This window comes from Arthrobacter sp. ISL-95 (genome assembly GCF_018613695.1).
Taxonomy (GTDB): Bacteria; Actinomycetota; Actinomycetes; order Actinomycetales; family Micrococcaceae; genus Arthrobacter.
This window is the reverse complement of the sequence record NZ_JAGGPR010000023.1, coordinates 22,400-40,445: the sequence shown is the minus strand read 5'-3', so window position 1 is coordinate 40,445 and position 18,046 is coordinate 22,400. Positions and strand designations below refer to the sequence as shown.

Below are 18,046 nucleotides of genomic sequence, written 5' to 3'. Positions count from 1 at the left end.
CGAAGGGGATGCTAGTCCTGGCGCGGCAAGGCGCGAACGGTGGCGATCGCCACCTCGCGCATGCGAGCCGTGGTCCAGTACTCCGGATCCTCGGCGTTCGCGAAGTAAACACCCCGAAGCAGCAGGTAGCCGGTGTCGGCAGCGAGCTGCGGATCGATGAACCCGGCACGTACTGCCGCCATGTAAAGCTCGTCGCGATACTTGCGGGACTCGCGTTGCAGAGCACGACGAAGTACCGGTTCGGTATCCGCGTTAGCCACGATCTCAAGGATGAGCGTGCGGAAGACCGACGCGGCTTCATCCGGAGTGGGGCTCCAACAGATGAGCTCTTCGAACTGCTCAAGCGGCGACAGGGTGCGGGCCAATGAGACGTATTCCTTGTTCCACTGTTCACTGGCGCGGTCGAGCACGTTCAGGATCAGTCCCGCGCGTGACGGGAGGTAGTTCGTCACTAGGGTGGTGGAACCGCCCAACTCTCGTGCCACGGATCTAATGGTCACCGCGTGCGCCCCCGAGTTTCTGGCGACACGGATCGTCGCGTCGGCTATGTCGTTCAGACGCCCCGCGCGATTTACATCTTTAGGCATGATTTCGAGCCTACTGAGAACCGATATCCAAATGCAACATTGATATACAACAACGTTATATATACTTGCCGGGGAGATCGATGATGACTCTCCCCAAGTGTTTCGAAAGGACGGAACCCCATGAAACGAAGCGGACTCACCGCCGGGTTCGTGCTCAGCACGGTGGCCCTCCTCACGCTGACGGCGTGTACGCCGCGTGAGGGAGGTTCGGGTGGAGACAAGCCGAAGGTGGACGAGACCACATTGGTGGAATCGCTGCCCGCCGGCGCGACGGCCGTCGATGAGGTGACCTGGGGGATTGTCGAGGGGGAGCCGGCGACTCTTGACCCCGGCACCTCGGCGCAGCTGATCACGCCGAATCTGTGTGACAATCTACTCACCCTGGACCCGGACTTCTCCATCTCGGAGGGACTGGCGAAGAAGGCGGAGTTCGTGGATCCGGTCACGTTCCAGATCGATCTGCGCGATGATGTCACGTTCTGGGACGGGACGGCGCTCACGCCGGAGGATGTGATCTACAGTCTTGAGCGCAACCGCACTCCCGCTTCCCAGTGGTATGCGGCGTTCGCATTGATTAAGGGCTTCGAGAAAACTGGCGATCACCAGGTCACCGTGCACTTCAACGCCCCGGATCTCTCGTTCCGTGATGTGATCTCGGGAGGCGCTGGAGCGGTACTGAGCAAGGCCTACGCTGAGGCGGCTGGCCCCGCCTTGGGCACCTCAGATGGTGGGTTGATGTGCACAGGCCCCTACAAGCTCGGCAAAGGCGACTGGAAGCCTGGTTCTGCGATCGTCACGACCGCTAATGAGAACTACTGGGGCGGCGCTCCTATGGTCAAGACGCTGAAGTACGTGTTCGTTACGGACAGTGCGACGCTCACCACCGCGCTCACCGAGGGCGAGATCGAAGGTGCCTTCAACGTCCCTGCGACTTCGCGTTCGAGCATTGAGGGCAAGGGTGCGGGGCGCATGATCCTCGGACCGTCAACCGCGTCCAATAGCTTCGGCCCTACCACGGCAGAGGGACCGGCGGCGAACCCCAAGGTTCGTCAGGCATTGAGCTACGCGATCGACCGCGAGCAATACGTCAACACCGTCATGAACGGCCTCGGCCACGTGCAGAAGACCATCGTGCCGCCGTTCGCGTTCAACAAGTCCGGCGAGCACGAGATCTACCAGGCGGCATACGATGCGCTTGACACGCCCAAGAAGGACATCGAGAAGGCCAAGAAGCTGCTCGAGGAGAGCGGAGAAGATCTCTCCCAGCCGCTCGTCATCGCGGTCCCGGCCGGCGGTAAGGAGCTGCAGCAGACCGCCCAGATCATCCAGGCCTCCGCCAAGGAGATCGGAGTGACGATCGAGATCAACGAGATGCAGGCGTCGGACTTCGGTGCGATGTTCTTCGACCCGGCCAGACGAAAGGGAATCGATCTGGTCACTACCACCGGCTATCTCGAGACCCCCGGCATCTTCGGCTACCCGTCGCTGTTCATGCTGCCTCCTGACCGGGGTGGCGTGTTCAACTGGTCCGGGTACGACAACCCGGACGTGACGAAGCACCTGGAGGCTGCTCGCACCGCTCCAAACGAGGCGACGTCGACGAAGGAGTTCGTGGCCGCGCAGGAGATCTTCACCCCCGATCAGCTGCAGACCACCCTCGCCGGCACCTATCAGCTGAGCTACCTGAATAACGACCTCACCGGCATCACCACATCGATCGCCATCGCCAGCAGCCCCTGGGCGCTGCACCTCGGCGGCAAGTAGCACGGTCACCGGCGGGCGCAGCTCGCCCGACGGTCCACCGGAAGGGATAACACCAGAATGAACTGGATACAACTGATACTGGGAAGGCTCGGGGGCCTCGTCCTCACGCTCCTTCTCGCGAGCGTGGTGATCTACTCCGCTCTGCTGCTGACGCCCGGCGATCCCATGTCGGCGCTGGCCGGAGGGGCTAAGCCGAACCCGGAGTTGATCGCGCAGATCCGCGCCGAATACCATCTTGACGATCCGATCTGGACGCGCTACTGGGACTGGCTTTCCGGTATCTTCGTGGGCGACTTCGGTCGATCCTTTGTCTACAAGACCGATGTGCTGGGCCTTGTAGCTCCTCGCTTCGTCGTCACCTTCCAACTGGTACTCCTCACAGTGGCCATCATTCTCGTCCTCGGCGTGGGCTCGGGGATTCTCGCCGCCACCCGCGGGCGGGCCGTGGATCGCACCATGGGCCTGCTGACCGCGCTGGGCTTGGCGCTCCCCGGCTTCGTTGTTGCGATCCTGCTCATGTGGATCTTCGCGAAGAGCCTCGGCTGGTTCCCCGGCTTCGTTGTTGCGATCCTGCTCATGTGGATCTTCGCGAAGAGCCTCGGCTGGTTCCCCGTCTTCGGAGAGGGAGGCGACGGTATCGACCGGTTGTGGCATCTGATCCTTCCAGCCTTCTCGCTGGCCACGATGTTCCTCGCCTACATCAGCCGGGTCACGCGTTCCTCACTGGTTGCCCAGCTCCACTCCGAGCACGTCGACACCGCAAAAGTACGCGGCATCCCTCGCGGGCGCATCTTCGGTACGCACGTGTTCCGCAACGCAGCACCGCAGATCCTCGCTATCTCGGGCATCACGATCGCCGGGCTCTTCGCGGCAGCGGCGATCGTCGAGGTGGCCTTTGGTCTCGGCGGGATCGGGTCTCTGCTCACCGAGGCGGCCGCGCGCAAGGATCTGCCCGTCGTGCAGGTCACTTCGTTGCTGCTTGTCACCATCTTCGTGGTGCTCAATGCACTGGCCGACTTCATTAGTGCCGTCATTGACCCCGACAGCGTTTCATCAGGGAGGCAGGCATGAGCGTCGGACAGCTCGCTCAGGGCAAGATGCCGGTGGCAGTGAAGGATGCCGCGAAGAAGGACTGGCTTTACCTCGTCGCGCTGGTCGCCTTCACGCTCATGGCGCTCATGGCACTTATCGGTCCGTGGATCGCGCCCTACAACCCCACCCAGTTGTATGCCGGACCTGAGAACGGACTCCCTACCGCGCAGAATCTGCTCGGCACCGATGACCTCGGTCGGGATGTCCTCTCGCGTATCCTCTGCGGCGCGGGGGTGAGCGTCTTCGCTCCGATCATCATCGTGTTGCTGTCGACGATCATCGGATCCCTGCTCGCCGTCACGGCCGCCTGGTTCGGCGGAATCACCCGCGGTACGATCGCGCGCATCATCGACGTCATCTTCGCGATCCCTGGTCTCGTGCTTGCGGTGCTCGCGGTCGCGATGTTCGGCAAGGGACTGCCCGCGCCCATCGTGGCGCTGTCGATCGCGTTCATCCCAGTGGTCGCCAGGCTCACACAGACCGCCGCCTCGCGCGAGCTGGGCAAGCCCTACATCGCGGCGCTTCGAGTGCAGGGAGTGTCGAGTCTCGCGATCTGCTTCAGGCACCTTATACCGGCGCTCGTTCCCGTCGTCGCCGCCCAGATGGCGGTGGGCTTCGGCTACGCGATGCTCGACCTCGCGGCGATCTCATTCCTCGGGCTCGGCCAGCAGCCGCCGGCCGCCGACTGGGGGTCGATGATCTCCGGGGGCAAAACCGGGATCCTCGCGGGTGCGCCGGAGCAGGCACTGTTCCCATCGATCTTCGTGGTCGTCACTGTGCTGGCCGTCTCGATCATAGGCGCCCGCGTCACAGCCTGGGCAGAAGAGAAGGAACGATGAGCAACAAACCAGTTCTCGAACTCGACCACCTGTCGATCGCCATGCCGCATCGCACGCTCGTGCACAACTGCACCCTTGCCGTCGCGGCGGGTGAGGCGGTCGGACTCGTCGGAGAATCGGGCTCCGGTAAGACCCTGTCGGTGCGGGCAGTGGCAGGTCTCCTGCCCGACGACTTCACGACGGGCGGTGCGATCCGCATCCTCGGGCGCGACGTTGCCGAGATGGGCTCAAAAGAACGCAAGGAACTCCGCGCCACTCGCATCGGCATGGTATTTCAGACGCCGCGCGCGCACCTCAACCCCCTCCTTACCATCGGCGACTTCATGACCGAGGCACTCGTGCACGTCGCCGGAAAGCGCCGCACCGCCGCGGACAGGCGTGCAGCCGAACTGCTAGACGAAGTCGGGATCCCTGATCCCGTCCGACGTCTGAGGCAATATCCCGCGGAACTCTCCGGCGGCCTTCTCCAGCGCGTGATGATCGCCGCGACGCTCGCGATGGATCCCGAAATCCTGCTCGCCGACGAGATCACCACGGCCCTCGACGTCACAACACAGGAGGAGGTGATGGCCGTCATCGGAGACCTACGCAAGCATCGCGAGCTCTCGATGCTGTTCATCACCCACGACCTCGCACTGGCGAGTGCGGTGACCGATCGGGTGGCAGTCATGCAACACGGCCGCACAGTCGAGACGTTGCACTCGGCAACGATGCGTCAGGAGGCCCGCGTGGAGTACACCAAGGTGTTGATGGCGGCCGCCCTCGACGAGGCAAAGCCTGAGGAGTTGGTCAGGGACCGCGACGCTACATCCGTGCTCGCCGTAAGCGGACTGAGCAAGACCTACCAGGTTCCCGGCGCCACTGGCGGCAGGGAAACCCTGGTCGCGCTCAACGGCGTCTCGTTCGAGCTAGACCAAGGCGGCTCGCTCGGCATCGTTGGCGAATCCGGATCCGGCAAGTCGACCTCGGCCAAAATCATCTGCGGACTGGAACGCGCGGATGCCGGCACCATCACCGTCACCGGCGAAGACTGGAGTCTTCCCGCCCGCGGGGGCGCGGCACGCCGCGGCCGGGCGAAAAAGGTACAGATGGTCTTCCAGGATCCCTACCAGTCGCTCGACCGTCGGCAGACGATCCGTGAGTGCCTCTCGGAGGCCATCCGCGTGCATCGCCCCTCGGACTCGCGCGAGGCGGTCACCCGGCGGATCGAAGAGCTCATGCGGCAGGTGACGCTCGACCCGGAGCTTGCCGATCAGCGCCCGAAGTCACTCTCCGGCGGTCAGCGACAACGTGTCGCTATCGCCCGCGCGCTGGCCGCAGATCCAGAGATCCTTGTTCTAGATGAGGCCGTCTCAGCGATCGATGTCACCACGCAGGTCGAAATCCTCACCCTGCTCGACACCATCCGCCGCGAGACCGGTGTCGCGCTGCTCATGATCACCCACGACCTCACGGTGATCCGCCGTCTCTGCGACCGCGTGGTCGTAATGCGCGCTGGCCGCGTGGAGGAGTACGGCACCGCCGACGAGATCCTCGATGCACCGCGGGCCGACTATACCCGGTTGCTGCTCGACTCGATTCCGAGGGAAGGATGGAAGCCGCGCCGCAGGCGCCCGGGCCGAACCTCGGCGATACCGACCATCACGCTAATGCACCGAGTGAAAGAGATGAGGGGCCTCTAATGGTCAAACTGATGGAGCCCGCGTTCGAATATTGCTTTGAGTTGCGTTGCCAGGTGGACGAAGCGCTCCCTCTCGGCGGGAAGGTGCCCGGTGAGGGCCTGCACTTCGCCCGTGTCTCAGGGGGAACCTTCACCGGTCCGCGCCTGAGCGGTCGCATCCTCAACAGCGGCGGCGACTGGTGGACCGGTGAAGGGCTCACCGTGCGCCTGGATGCCCGCTACGTCATCCAAGCGGATGTACCCGGCGATGGGACCGTGGGGGTCGAGGTCGTCAATCGTGGCTTCTGGCGTACCACGCCGAAGGTTTTCGAGCGGATGCTTGCCGGTGAGGAACCCCGAGAAGAGGACCTGTACTACCGCACGGCTTTCCAGTTCCGCACGGGGCACCCGGCACTGGCCTGGCTCACCGAGTCGCAGTTCGTGGGCTACGCGCGCGCCGAGCCGGGATTCGTTATCATCCGGGTCTTCCGCCTGGTATAGACAGTTGCATCATCGATGAGAAGAGAGTTGGATATGTCAGAATTCGCAGACCTCTGCCTGGTGTCGGGTCGGGTGTTCGACGGCCGCAAGCGCACGGTCTACACAGCCGTGGCGGTGAACGACGGACGCATAGTGCGTGTGGGCAACGACGCCCGGGTGCTCGAGCTGCAGGGTCCGGACACACACATCGTCGATGCGGGGGGCGGAGCGATCCTGCCCGGTTTCGTCGACGCACACGCCCACGCGGCCTTCGCCGGGGTCGAGCGCCTCAGCTGCGACCTGACGCCGGCCAAGACCGAGCAGGAGACCTTCGATCTGATCCGGGCCAGGGTCGAGCAGACCAGTGAGGGCTGGATCACCGGCGGCGGCTGGGACCACGCGATCTTCCCGAATCCCACACGGCAGATGCTTGATGCGATCGTGCCCGACCGACCCGTGGCTCTCTCGGATGCCGGTCACCACACACTGTGGGTGAACTCAAAAGCACTCGAGATCGCTGGCATCGACGGCCGCACGCCGCAGCCGCGCAACGGACACATCTATCTCGATGCGGACGGCGAACCCACCGGCTACTTGAACGAAACAGCGGCAGAACTCGTCGGGCGGGTGGTCCCACCCTCAACCGACGACGAGATCTATCTCGGACTCTTGAATGCGCAGGAGTTCCTCTGGTCGCTGGGGGTGACCGGCTGGCACGAAGCCATCCTCGGCCAGTACAACGGCAAGGCCGACTGCACGGTCGCCTACCGCAACGCCATCAAGCAGGGCACTCTCGCATCGAAGACCTCCGGCGCGCTCTGGATCGGTCCCGGCATGAGGGCCGAGGAAGTTCCTACGCTTGTCGAGCGCTTTGTGCGGCTGCGTGAGGAGAATGCCGCGGCGGGCTTTCAAACCAGCACAGCGAAGGCAATGATCGATGGCGTCCCCCACGGTGAGACCGCCGCGCTCATAGACTCATACTGCAGCCACGCCGGCAACGGCGAGATGCACTTCGATGAGGAGGCGATCTTCGCCTTCGTCGAACAGCTCGACGCGGCGGGGTTCGCCCTTCACCTGCACATCATGGGTGACCGCGGTATCCGGGTGGCACTCGACGCGGTCGAAGCTGCCCGAGTGAAAAATGGTCCCGGTCCTCGCCACCACTTCGCCCACCTTTCGATGATCCATCCCGACGACGCGCACCGGTTCGGTCCGCTCGGGATCACGGCGAACATGCAGGCGCTCTGGGCGGCGCCCGATCCCTTCGTCGTGCCCATGATCGGCGAGGACCGGATGCGCGCCGGTTATCCGTTCCGATCACTGGCCGACGGCGGCGCCGACCTCGCCATGGGGTCCGACTGGCCGGTCTCTCCAGCCGATCCCTGGGTCGCGATCCACGTAGCCGTCAACCGAACGCTTCCGGACTCCGCAGACGTGCTGGACGAAGACCAACGGCTGTCCCTCGAGGAGACGCTCGCTGCCTACACGGATGGATCCGCCTCACTTGTGCTAGCCACACCGGGCCGGGTGCGGGTGGGCGAACGCGCTGATCTCGTGGTCTCCACGATCGATCCATTCGAAATCCCCACGGAGGCGCTCAACTCCGTCGGCACGGCCGTCACCGTCGTGAATGGCAGGGTGGTTTTCGAGCGCGAATGACCTCCGAACGTCAAAGCGCCAGTCTCAGAGCGATACTGTGCCGAACTCTGCGCTGCTCATAGACGAGCGCCGGTGTCCTCAGAGCAAAACGCGAGAAGAGGACACAAGCTCATGAACGGCAAGAAATCGACCAGCCCAGCTGCAGCCCGGGAAGGTCCTGGTGGTCGATGAAGCCACGAGTGCCTTGGACGTCTCTGTCCGAGCGCAGGTTTTGGAGCTCGTGGAGGAACTGCGGGACCAGCTCGGACTCACCATCCTGTTCGTCACCCATGACCTGGCCGTGGTCTCGCGCCTTTGTTCCGTGCTCCTGGTGATGCATCAGGGACGGATTGTGGAGCAAGGGCCCCACGGCCCGCATTCTTGAGGACCCCGGGACGACTACACGCGGAACCTCATCGCCTCACGTCCCCGGCCTTTGTGGGACGGACGCCGAACAGGTCGCTGCTTCGGCAATCCCGCCAACACCAGCAGCCTCGGCCACCATCAACAGTCCCGGCGCCATGTGAGCGCGCCCAGGAGCAGGAGAATTTCCAGTGAATACCACCGTTTTCGAGCGGAACGTCCCGCAGGCCGCCGTCGTAGCGCATGCGTTGGAAGGCGCCGCCCACCGGGCCTTCTGGATCGACGACCTGAAGGACACCGCTACACGCTACCCGCAACTCGACGGCGACACTGCCGCGGACCTTGTGATCGTCGGTGGCGGCTACACCGGGCTGTGGCCTGCCCTCAGGGCCAAAGAAAGGGACCCCGGTCGGACGGTGGTCCTGCTGGAAGCGGAGCGGGTGGCGTGGGCGGCGTCGGGCCGGAACGGCGGCTTCTGTGAAGCCAGCCTCACCCACGGCCACGAGAATGGCAAGAATCGTTGGCCGGACGAGCTGGAGACGCTGAACCGGCTTGGCATGGAGAACCTGAACCGCATGCAGGAAGCCATAGAGAAGTACGGCATGGACTGCGGCTGGGGACGAACGGGCGAGCTTAACGTGGCGGTGGAACCTCACCAGGTGGCCTGGCTTCAAGAGGACGACAGCCCAGGCAGTGTGTACCTGGATCGCGAAGCCGTCCAGGCCGAGGCCTACTCGCCCACTTACCTGGCCGGCCGCTGGAACAAGGATTCGGTGGCCACAGACCTTGGCGTCAAAATTCACGAAGGCACTCGTGTGCGCGAGCTGAAGGACCAGGAGCACGGCGTCACCATCGTCACCGAACGAGGTAACGTGGAGGCCGCTCACGTTGTGCTCGCCACCAACGTCTTCCCTTCCTTGTTGAAGCGGAACCAGCTGATGACGGTGCCTGTGTACGATTACGCGCTCATGACCGAGCCCCTCACACCCGAACAGTTGGCCTCCATCGGGTGGGAAAAACGGCAGGGCATTGGCGATGTTGCTAACCAGTTCCACTACTACCGGATCACCAAGGACCACCGGATCCTGTTCGGCGGGTACGAAGCCCTCTACTTCTGGGGCAGGCGCGTGGACCAGCGGCACGAGCACCAGCCCGCCACCTGGGAGAAGATCGCCTCCCACTTCTTCACCACGTTCCCGCAATTGGAAGGGTTGAAGTTCACACACAAGTGGGCTGGGCCGATCGACTCGAGTACGCAGTTCTGTGCATTCTTCGGCACCGCCCGCAAGGGTCGCGTTGCGTACGCGGCAGGTTTCACGGGCCTCGGCATGGGCGCCACCGCATTCGCCGCCGACGTTCTCCTGGATCTGCTGGCCGGCCTCGACACGGAACGCACACGAGTGGAAATGGTCCGGAAACGGCCACTTCCCTTCCCGCCTGAACCGCTGGCTTTCCTAGGGATCATCCTGACGCGCCGGTCCATGGACCGGGCCGACCACAATCAAGGGAAACGGAACCTCATCCTCAAAGCGCTCGACGCCGTCGGGCTGGGATTCGACTCATGAGGGAAATCGCCCCAGGAGAAATGATTCAGGCGACGATTGCCCCGCTGGACAACCATCCGGTCGAAGTTTGGCAGCATTGCGAGGGGAACCCGTCCACTTCGATCACAAATTTGGGCTCCGTCGCAGGAGCTGAGTTTGGCCTATGGGAGATGAGCGCCGGGTCACTGCTCGACGTTGAAAGCGAGGAGGTCTTCCTTGTCCTCACCGGCGAGGCCACTGTTGAGTTCCTGGAACCAAAGCTGCCAACGCTTCGGCTCTTCCCCGGTTCGATCGTCCGCCTGGCCGATGGAATGCAAACTCGATGGACAATACACAAGAGACCTCTGCGCAAGCTGTACCTGGCCGCCAGAGTTCCACCAGACAATAGCGCTCTGACGAGTGAACTCTGAAGGGGTCATTCGGCGTCCCCTGACCTCGCCAAAGGAAGGCGAACCCAGGATGCAGCGTACAAAGCGAGGAGCTCGTCAAAGCTGTCTAGCTGTTCGCGGTGACGAGTCGGGCCACATCATTCACTGGGCCGTCCGAACCGTCAAGTAGAACTCCGATAACGGACGTTTCGTCAAGCCAATTCTATTTCCGGTGGACGGGCGACAGCACGTCAAATGCCATTCGTATCCACGGTGAGAAGTTTGGTCGGCAGCACGCGCGGCTTTCGGATAAACCATCATGATCGCAGTCGATGTCACGCAACCTTGGCTTCCGCTAGTTGTGCCCCTGTTGCCCCAACGCAGGGGTGCTTACTTGTCGGGGGCGGCCTCGAATGCAAGGCTATGGGCTCGGCTCCGTGATGGCAGTCCACGGGGCCGAGCCCACTAGGCGCGTAGTCAACGCGTTTTACTCGCCGAAGGTAAACCTTTCGGCAGCGAATGCCGCCTCGTACTCTCCCCGCGTGTGTAACATCTGTGAGATCACGAGAGCCCCGGTTACCGGAGGCCGATCCAGTACCACTGTGGTGGACTGTGGTCGTGAGATCGCCAGTAACGAGCGAACCTCGGCGGCGTATTCCGGCTGCGAAGCGATGACGGAGCCGCCGAGCACGATATGGGCCGCGTCGGCGCCGTGGTTTGCCACGGAATCCACGAGGTCACTCAAGGAACGCGCGGCGGCGTTGATCACCCATTTAGCAATGGGTGAACCGGTCGCAGAGGCGGCAAATACGGCAGGAGCGAAGAGTGCCCAGCGTTCGGGTCGTTCAAGCATGAGCTTCATGCTGACCTCTCCGATCCGGGTTACACCGGCCGCTGCCGTCAGGGTAGATTCCAGTATCTGATCCCTATGGCCACAATCGGACGCGATGAGGGCCGCACGGACTGCTTCTCGGACCAGACCGGTAGCACCACCATCGTCGCCTACCAGCCAGCCCCATCCGCCGGCCGAAATTCCCTTCCCCTCCGGCGTGGTGCCCACGGCTATGGATCCTGTCCCGGAAATGACGCCGATGGCCTTCGGATAACCGGCCGCGTAGGGAAGCAGATGTGCATCATTGACGACTCGGACGGGAAAGGTAGCCATTTCGGCGATGGCCTTTTGCAGAGCATCGCACTGTTCCTGAGTGTCACATCCATGGGCTCCGACGGCGAGGGCCGCTATGTCAGAGCCCACGTGTTGGTCCACCAAGTCCAATAGGACGCGCGCTTTTGTGGGGAAGCTTTCACCTCTCCACGACTGCGTCGGTACCGTGATGTCGGTTGAAAGGATTCCGGAACCGGCGTCGGCGGCTCGCACCGCTGTCTTTGAGCCACCGACATCGATTCCTACAACTGTGGTTTTCACAATGTTCCGTCGATGACCTGCCGCACGCTGTCCACCTTTGTGTCGTATCGCGTGAACGCCCGGTCTTCGATGTTCCGCCCAAAGGCGGCAGCGGTGTGCTGAACGAGGCGCTGCATCAAGGCCACTTCCAGGACAGAGCGTTGCACGGCGGTGAGCTGGGGGATGCGGATAATCGTTGCGGCGGCTGCCACGTCCTCGTCTGTAATCAGCAGGATCGGAACGATCTTTTCCGCGAGCTGATCAGCCAGCAGGCCTTCGCGCGCCCCGCCGATCAGCACATGAGCAGTGGAAGGGCCGGCGCAGTCCATCGGACCGTGCAGGTAGGACCTGGTGTCCATGGCCATAGAAGGAACGAAAGGTCCCTCGCGGAACAGGAGCGCTCCCTGCTCAGCCGATGTCAGGTTCGGGGCCGCGGCGACGACATCCACAGTTCCCCGTTCTGCAATTTCCGATGCAAATAGCCGAAGGACATCATCATTGTCAGCCATGACCTTCTCCGTCAGCGGTCCAATGGTGTCCCAACCTGCGTCCGTAGCTCCGTCAGTGATCCACTCCGCCAACAGCCCCAGGGCCGCAACCGTCGCCGTAAACCCGATCGAGGACATGCGGCTGTCCAACAAGTCACCCACGCTGAGGACGATCCCTGTCTCGCTGGCAAGGGGCGAATGGGAGTGGTTGACTACAGCCACGCGGCGTTCCCGCGGCACGGTAAGCAAGGCCTGAATGGTCTCCCGGCTGCGGCCCCCCTGGGAAATTCCCACGTATACATCCGCGAGGGCAATGCCCTCGTCAGGGACATCAGCGCAGGATGAGCGGAAGGCTGCAATACCTGCTTGGCGCAAGAAGTAAACAGGGGTTGCCGCAGCTGCGTAGCTTGCTCCGATGCCGGCGAACAGGAGGCTTTTTCCCTTGAGGGCTTCGGCTGCGCCTGTAGCAAGCCATTCACGAACTTTCTGCACGGACTCCGTGAGCCCCGCTGACTGCGCCGCGATGCCCTCGTCAAACTTGAGCCAAGGTCTAGTGGGTGTCATTTGATCTTCCTTCTTCAGTGCGAGCATTAGTTAACCAGATAACCTTACTAATGCCTATCGGTCAAGCAGGGGCACAGTTTGGAAGGTAGATTAATAAAGGAAACCTAGGAGGTCTGATGGCTGCTTCTCCCACCGGGATTGAGCTCACCGAGACCGAACGCAGCGTGCTTTCGGTTGTCTACGCAAAGGGGGAGTGCACACGTCCCGATATAAGCGCTTCCCTGGACGTGTCCAAACCAACGGTGAGCCTCGCGGTTAGTGCGCTGGAGAATGCCGGCCTCATAGCCCCGGTCCGCGCCCGGCAAGGATCGCTTGGCCGCTCCGCAACCGTCTATGCCATCGCCGCCTCCGCGGGATGGCTTCTGGGCCTTGATATCGGGTCCACCCGGGTCAAAGTCCTTTCACGGGGCTTGGATGGCCGGGAACTGAAGAGCGTTAGCAAGAGCCTTAGCGGTCCCGGTACCCGCAATGAACAAATCCTGAAGCTGATCGGTAGCCTGGTCGCCGGAATGATTGACGAGATAGCTCCCGTAGCCGGCCCCTTGCGGGCGGTAGGCGTGGCTGTGCCACGGGTCATCTCTCAATACCTCAATGAGGAATCCACGAGCCGGACAGTCGGCAGGCCTGCGCTTGCTGAAATCCTTGCCGCCCTCGATCTGAATGCCGACGTCCCCGTTCTGCTTGAAAACAACGTGAACTGCGCGGCCCTGGCGGAAATGGAACTGGGGAGCGCGCAGGATGTCAATGACTTCGTCTTCCTTCAGGTAGGGGTTGGAATAGGCTCAGGGATCGTCGCGGACCGGCGGGTTCTTCGCGGTGCACGGGGGGGAGCGGGAGAAGTTTCGTCCCTTCCGACCGGATGGCCTGCGCATACAGCAAAGGCCGACCGTTTCGCACTTGAGGATTACCTCGGCGCAAATCAGTTCCTTGACCGGTGGACATCGACCTGGGACGTCCGGCAGGGCCCTGTACCCACTACGGTTGCCGAGCTCTTTGACTCCGCCGCCGCGGGCGTTCCCACCGCAGTCGCAGCCCTTGATCAACATTCCCGGGACATCGGGCAACTGGTGCTCTCCCTTGCAGCGGTGCTCGATCCGGCACTGATTCTCCTGGGCGGAGGGGTCGGGCAAAATCCCCACCTCCTGGAAGGCGTGCGGGCCGTGGTGCAACGCATTAAGCCCGAGGTACAGGTGACGGCCGGCTCGCTGGGAGAGGACGCAACGGTCGAAGGCGCAGTCGCGCTAACTCTTGACCACGCCCTCTCCGGACTCTTGGGATCCAGGTACAAGCGACGCTTGGACGACCGGACGACAGTCGTTTTTGGCACCCAGAGCCCTGCCGACACCGTTACCTATGCGGACAGGTCACGCAGCGCACGAGGACTGACCTCAGTCTAAAAACGCTCGGACACCAACGGCCGAAATCTTCGCCAGCGACCCGGAACGGAATCCACGGGCCTCGGACCGCCTATGCGGGCCCTGCCGTACATCGTTGCGCCTTCACGGAACCTCTACGGATGAATCGCTATCAGGTCAGTTGGGGGCCTTCGCGGCGCTAGATGTACCCGGCCATGAGGTTGGTGACACTCGGGTGATCGGGGTGTCCTTGATGGCGGCGTGGATGCGTTCAGTGTTGTAGTAGTTCAGCCAAGGGTCAAGCGCTGCGGCTCTTTCGGTATTGCTGGCGAATGGTTTGGCGTAGGCCCATTCGGCTGCCATGGTCCGGTTGAAGCGTTCGATTTTGCCGTTAGTCCAGGGGCAGTGGGGTTTGATGAATCGTTGTTGCGCGCCGATCTGTGTTGCGGCGGTCTTGAATGCGGTGGAGTTTCTGTAGGCGAAGGCGTTATCGGTGATGATGCGTTCGATTTTCCCGATGCCCTGGGTTTTGAAGAATGCTGCAGCTCGAAGGAGGAACCCGGCAGCGGTTGTGCCTTTTTCGTCCGGATGGATTTCGGCGTAGGCCAGGCGGGTGTGGTCATCGATGGCTGCGTGGATGTAGTCGAACCCGATGCCCCGCCCACGGACTTTCTCCGAGCGGCCGTGGGCGCGCCAGCCTCCACCATCAGGGATTCTCCCGAGTTTCTTCACGTCCACATGGATCAACTCGCCTGGGTGTTGGCGTTCGTAGCGGACCGTCGTTGCCCGGGTGGCCCGGATGAGCGCCCCGGTAACGGGATCGCAGGCAGCAAGGGGCGGCAGGCCGCGTCGGACAAGGATCCGCGAGATCGTTCGTTCGGGGACCCCGGTGGCTCGGCTCAACCGCGCCGGCCCACATCTGAGTTCCGTCCGGGCCGCGACCACAGCGTCCTCCCGCTCGGAACAGGTCTTGGATGGACTCCTGTGAGGGCGGCTGGATCTGTCGAGAAGGCCGGACTCAGCCTCGGCCCGGAACCGTTTTACCCAGCGGTGGGCGCATTGCCGGAAAATACCCAATTCCTTCGCCACGTGGGAAACCGGCCGCTGATCACCGATCACCCTCTCAACGAGAAGAAATCTCCCGTGAATGGTCAAGCGGGCATTAGCGTGGGACATGAGGACCTCCGTGGCCGTGAAGATGTCAGATACCTCCACTAAGCCCCGGGGGTCCTCCTCACTTCAAGACCCATGTCACCAACGTCATGGCCGAGTACAGCTAGATCGCTTTCGGATTGACGATGCCCGCGACTGGATCATTCGCGCCTAAGCCCTGCGATGGTTCAACCGTCGGCGGGCGCTCATCTCACGCTAATTTCTTCGGCGGACCCGACGCGCTTGGCATGCGGGGTTGACCCAACAGCATTAGTAAGGTTATCTGGTTAACTAACACCGGCAGCCAGTGATCGCCCTCACACGAGCGCTTTCAACAAAGACGGCCTGCGGTCAGCCACAAGCCACGAACTGAAAACACAGCAGTTCAGTAAACAAGGAGCTTTGATGAAGAAAGTACTCGGCGCGGCGGCGGCGTTAGCTATCGCAGCTGGACTTCTGACAGGATGCAGCTCCAGCGAGGCATCCGACCCAAACAAGAAACAAGATCTCACTCTCTGGGTGTACTCGGACTTCACGCAAGGTGAAGCTGGTGCGGTCATGAACAAAGTCGTTGACGAATTCAAAAAGGAACACTCCAACGTAGGTTCGGTCACACTGGTACCAAAGAACGACGCTGACCTCCTTTCGGGGCTGATGTCCGGCGTGGGACTTCCCGACGCATTCAGCGCCAGCGCCCGCGATGCCAAAAAGTACCGCGATGCCGTCGGGCTGCTCAATCTCAAGCCAGCCTTTGATGCGGATTATGCAAAGGGCTTCTACCCAAAGGCATTGGAGACCGTCTCCCAGGACGACGGTGTGTGGGCAGTCCCGTTCATCAGCTATACCCCTGTCATTTACCGGAACCTGACCGTCCTCAAGAACGCCGGTATAGACCCCGCCGAGGGTACCCCCACCCAGCAAGCGTTCCTCGATCAGCTTGCAAAGGTGCAGGCATCGGGCGCCACCCCTACTCACTCCTGGACCAAGGACGACTACTTCGGGCCGGGGGCCATCATGGCCGCCGACGCCGACAAGATCACTGAGGGTGCCCAAGACGGCAAGACGACCATCAGGCCCGAAGAGCTGGAGCGCACCTTCGAGGTCGTCCAGGAAATCGACAAGTTCGGTAACCAGTCGATGATCTACAAGGCCGACAGCACGATGGAAGCCTTCAAGTCGAACAAGCTCGGCTACATGATCGGTGGCCCCTGGAGCGAACCGGCCATCAAGCAGAGCGGAGTCGAGTACGACTTCGTGCTTACGCCCCCTCACGAGGTGGGCGGCAGGACCGGTGGACTCCAGGGCTGGGACTTCTTCTACGGCGTCGAGAGCAAGGACGAGACCCGCAACGAGCTGGTTGCAGAACTACTGAAGAAGCTCGGGTCGTACGACGTGCAAAAGGAATGGACCCTCAAAACCGGCCGGCCCACGCTGCGTCAGGATGTCATGGACGATCCGGCCGTTGTCGGCTCCTCCGCGATGGCGAAAGTGTCCTCCGAGGGTCTCAAGGGCGGCATGCCGCAGATGGACTTCATGAAGTCAGGCGTATTTTGGCCCACCGCAATGACCGACCCGGTAGCAAAGCTGGGTGCCGGTGCACTCACGCCCAAGCAGACCGCCGAGGAATTCGTCAAGGGAATTAACAGCCTCTACGCCGAGGCCGGCGAGTAACACGGACATCGACTGTGCCCGGAGGTGACTCCGGGCACAGGTTGCCCACGACTGCAAGAAAGAAAGGTACTCCCGTGAGTACGGAGTTGAAGCCGACTATGGGTCGGACGTCGCATAGGAGTCGCAATGAGCCGGCACCGAACCGTCGTCTCCCTTTGAAAACCCGCATTGCCCGGAGCCTCCCGATCTACATAGGACTTGCTCCGTTCTTCGTCCTGCTCATCGTCTTCGTCGGGACGCCCATGGTCTACGGCCTGGCCATGAGCTTCACGGACTGGTCCGTGTCGAGCCGGAGCACCCTTCATTTCGTGGGCCTGGAAAACTACCTCTACATCCTCAGCGGCGAAGGGTTGGGATCAACCCGGTTCCTCAAGTCACTCCTGAACCTGGCCGTCTATGTGCCCATCACCGTCGCCATTGGCCTTGGGGTCTCCCTGGGTCTGGCACTCATCGTCCACAACCTGCCCCGCCGGTTCCAGTCGTTTCTGCGCAGCGGGTTCTTCGTGCCCACCGCGATTCCCTTGTTCCTTTGCGTGGGCATCTGGCTGTGGTTGATGGACTCGGAGAACGGGCTCGTCGCCTCCAACCTCGCCAAGCTGGGAATCGGAGTGGACGTCAACTGGGTCAACACCGCCGGATGGGCGATCGCACTGATCATCTTTATCGACGTGTGGCACTCCGTCGGATTCAACTTCGTCATCTTCAGCACCGGCATGCAGGAGATCTCGGAGGACCTCTACGAAGCTGCAGACCTGGACGGCGCAAACGTCTTCCAGAAAATGTGGAACATCACCATCCCGATGATGGAGCCCATCATCTTCTTCGTCATCACTTACTCGCTTATCAGCGCCCTGCAGGTATACGACATCCCGCAAATTCTGACCAGCGGTTCCGATCCCAACTCAGTCGGTGGTCCAAACCAGGTCATGCTATTCCCCGTGATGGAAATGGTCCGTAACGTGCGAATAGGCGGCGAAGCCGCCCTTGGCCGGGCAGCCGCCGAAGGCGTGATCCTGATGGTCATCATCATCGCCGTGACCTTCATAATGTTCAAGCTGCGCCGGAAGAAGGTGTGA

General features: G+C 62.2%; 16 protein-coding genes. 12 read left to right on the top strand and 4 right to left on the bottom strand.

Annotation, left to right across the window (positions count from 1 at the left end):
• Nucleotides 1–11 precede the first annotated feature (11 nt).
• The gene (locus J7I86_RS22195) at nt 12–587 is read right to left on the bottom strand and encodes a TetR/AcrR family transcriptional regulator (protein ID WP_214823019.1); all 576 of its coding nucleotides are present in this window, start codon (nt 585–587) and stop codon (nt 12–14) included.
• Between the two features lie 120 nt (nt 588–707).
• Between J7I86_RS22195 and J7I86_RS22190 the strand changes: the two genes are divergently transcribed.
• The 9 genes from J7I86_RS22190 (at nt 708) to J7I86_RS22150 (ending at nt 10,377) form a co-directional block, all read left to right on the top strand.
• On the top strand, nt 708–2,351 hold the full coding sequence (locus J7I86_RS22190; RefSeq protein ID WP_214823018.1) for an ABC transporter substrate-binding protein: 1,644 nt from the start codon (nt 708–710) through the stop codon (nt 2,349–2,351).
• A 57-nt stretch (nt 2,352–2,408) separates the two neighbouring features.
• Entirely contained in the window at nt 2,409–3,422 is a 1,014-nt protein-coding gene (locus J7I86_RS22185; protein WP_214823017.1) for an ABC transporter permease, read from the top strand.
• Nucleotides 3,419–4,282: an ABC transporter permease gene (locus J7I86_RS22180; RefSeq protein WP_214823016.1), complete on the top strand. Its 864-nt coding sequence runs from the start codon at nt 3,419–3,421 to the stop codon at nt 4,280–4,282. Before J7I86_RS22185 ends, J7I86_RS22180 begins: the two co-directional genes overlap by 4 nt.
• The gene (locus tag J7I86_RS22175) at nt 4,279–5,964 is read left to right on the top strand and encodes an ABC transporter ATP-binding protein (protein WP_214823015.1); all 1,686 of its coding nucleotides are present in this window, start codon (nt 4,279–4,281) and stop codon (nt 5,962–5,964) included. Before J7I86_RS22180 ends, J7I86_RS22175 begins: the two co-directional genes overlap by 4 nt.
• Entirely contained in the window at nt 5,964–6,443 is a 480-nt protein-coding gene (locus J7I86_RS22170) for a DUF3237 domain-containing protein (RefSeq protein WP_214823014.1), read from the top strand. The genes J7I86_RS22175 and J7I86_RS22170 overlap by 1 nt, the downstream gene beginning before the upstream one ends.
• Before the next feature lie 33 nt (nt 6,444–6,476).
• Complete coding sequence (locus J7I86_RS22165; protein ID WP_214823013.1) at nt 6,477–8,081, top strand: amidohydrolase; 1,605 nt, start codon at nt 6,477–6,479, stop codon at nt 8,079–8,081.
• 160 nt (nt 8,082–8,241) lie between these two features.
• Nucleotides 8,242–8,445: a hypothetical protein gene (locus tag J7I86_RS22160; RefSeq protein ID WP_286180152.1), complete on the top strand. Its 204-nt coding sequence runs from the start codon at nt 8,242–8,244 to the stop codon at nt 8,443–8,445.
• Nucleotides 8,446–8,614: 169 nt separating this feature from the next.
• Complete coding sequence (locus J7I86_RS22155) at nt 8,615–9,988, top strand: FAD-binding oxidoreductase (RefSeq protein ID WP_214823012.1); 1,374 nt, start codon at nt 8,615–8,617, stop codon at nt 9,986–9,988.
• A complete protein-coding gene (locus J7I86_RS22150; RefSeq protein WP_214823011.1) occupies nt 9,985–10,377 on the top strand; it encodes a cupin domain-containing protein in 393 nt (130 codons plus the stop codon). The genes J7I86_RS22155 and J7I86_RS22150 overlap by 4 nt, the downstream gene beginning before the upstream one ends.
• Before the next feature lie 445 nt (nt 10,378–10,822).
• On the opposite strand, the gene J7I86_RS22145 is transcribed toward J7I86_RS22150, so the two are convergent.
• Both J7I86_RS22145 and J7I86_RS22140 read right to left on the bottom strand, forming a co-directional pair.
• Nucleotides 10,823–11,761, bottom strand: a complete 939-nt coding sequence (locus J7I86_RS22145) for a BadF/BadG/BcrA/BcrD ATPase family protein (protein ID WP_214823010.1) — start codon at nt 11,759–11,761, stop codon at nt 10,823–10,825.
• Entirely contained in the window at nt 11,758–12,792 is a 1,035-nt protein-coding gene (locus J7I86_RS22140) for an SIS domain-containing protein (RefSeq protein WP_214823009.1), read from the bottom strand. The genes J7I86_RS22145 and J7I86_RS22140 overlap by 4 nt, the downstream gene beginning before the upstream one ends.
• A gap of 116 nt (nt 12,793–12,908) precedes the next feature.
• On the opposite strand from J7I86_RS22140, the gene J7I86_RS22135 reads away from it, so the two are divergent.
• A complete protein-coding gene (locus J7I86_RS22135; RefSeq protein ID WP_214823008.1) occupies nt 12,909–14,189 on the top strand; it encodes an ROK family protein in 1,281 nt (426 codons plus the stop codon).
• Nucleotides 14,190–14,324: 135 nt separating this feature from the next.
• Here J7I86_RS22135 and J7I86_RS22130 read toward each other — a convergent pair whose 3' ends face one another.
• The gene (locus J7I86_RS22130; RefSeq protein ID WP_214823007.1) at nt 14,325–15,323 is read right to left on the bottom strand and encodes an IS481 family transposase; all 999 of its coding nucleotides are present in this window, start codon (nt 15,321–15,323) and stop codon (nt 14,325–14,327) included.
• Nucleotides 15,324–15,704: 381 nt separating this feature from the next.
• On the opposite strand from J7I86_RS22130, the gene J7I86_RS22125 reads away from it, so the two are divergent.
• Nucleotides 15,705–16,970, top strand: coding sequence for an ABC transporter substrate-binding protein (locus tag J7I86_RS22125; RefSeq protein WP_214823006.1), 1,266 nt, complete (start codon nt 15,705–15,707; stop codon nt 16,968–16,970).
• A 155-nt stretch (nt 16,971–17,125) separates the two neighbouring features.
• The gene (locus J7I86_RS22120; protein WP_214823005.1) at nt 17,126–18,046 is read left to right on the top strand and encodes a carbohydrate ABC transporter permease; all 921 of its coding nucleotides are present in this window, start codon (nt 17,126–17,128) and stop codon (nt 18,044–18,046) included.

Coding starts and splice junctions, on each gene's coding strand:
- J7I86_RS22135 (WP_214823008.1), top strand. CDS start 12,909: ATGGCTGCTTCTCCCACCGGGATTGAGCTCACCGAGACCGAACGCAGC.
- J7I86_RS22180 (WP_214823016.1), top strand. CDS start 3,419: ATGAGCGTCGGACAGCTCGCTCAGGGCAAGATGCCGGTGGCAGTGAAG.
- J7I86_RS22175 (WP_214823015.1), top strand. CDS start 4,279: ATGAGCAACAAACCAGTTCTCGAACTCGACCACCTGTCGATCGCCATG.
- J7I86_RS22165 (WP_214823013.1), top strand. CDS start 6,477: ATGTCAGAATTCGCAGACCTCTGCCTGGTGTCGGGTCGGGTGTTCGAC.
- J7I86_RS22190 (WP_214823018.1), top strand. CDS start 708: ATGAAACGAAGCGGACTCACCGCCGGGTTCGTGCTCAGCACGGTGGCC.
- J7I86_RS22150 (WP_214823011.1), top strand. CDS start 9,985: ATGAGGGAAATCGCCCCAGGAGAAATGATTCAGGCGACGATTGCCCCG.
- J7I86_RS22170 (WP_214823014.1), top strand. CDS start 5,964: ATGGTCAAACTGATGGAGCCCGCGTTCGAATATTGCTTTGAGTTGCGT.
- J7I86_RS22195 (WP_214823019.1), bottom strand. CDS start 587: ATGCCTAAAGATGTAAATCGCGCGGGGCGTCTGAACGACATAGCCGAC.
- J7I86_RS22125 (WP_214823006.1), top strand. CDS start 15,705: ATGAAGAAAGTACTCGGCGCGGCGGCGGCGTTAGCTATCGCAGCTGGA.
- J7I86_RS22130 (WP_214823007.1), bottom strand. CDS start 15,323: ATGTCCCACGCTAATGCCCGCTTGACCATTCACGGGAGATTTCTTCTC.
- J7I86_RS22140 (WP_214823009.1), bottom strand. CDS start 12,792: ATGACACCCACTAGACCTTGGCTCAAGTTTGACGAGGGCATCGCGGCG.
- J7I86_RS22185 (WP_214823017.1), top strand. CDS start 2,409: ATGAACTGGATACAACTGATACTGGGAAGGCTCGGGGGCCTCGTCCTC.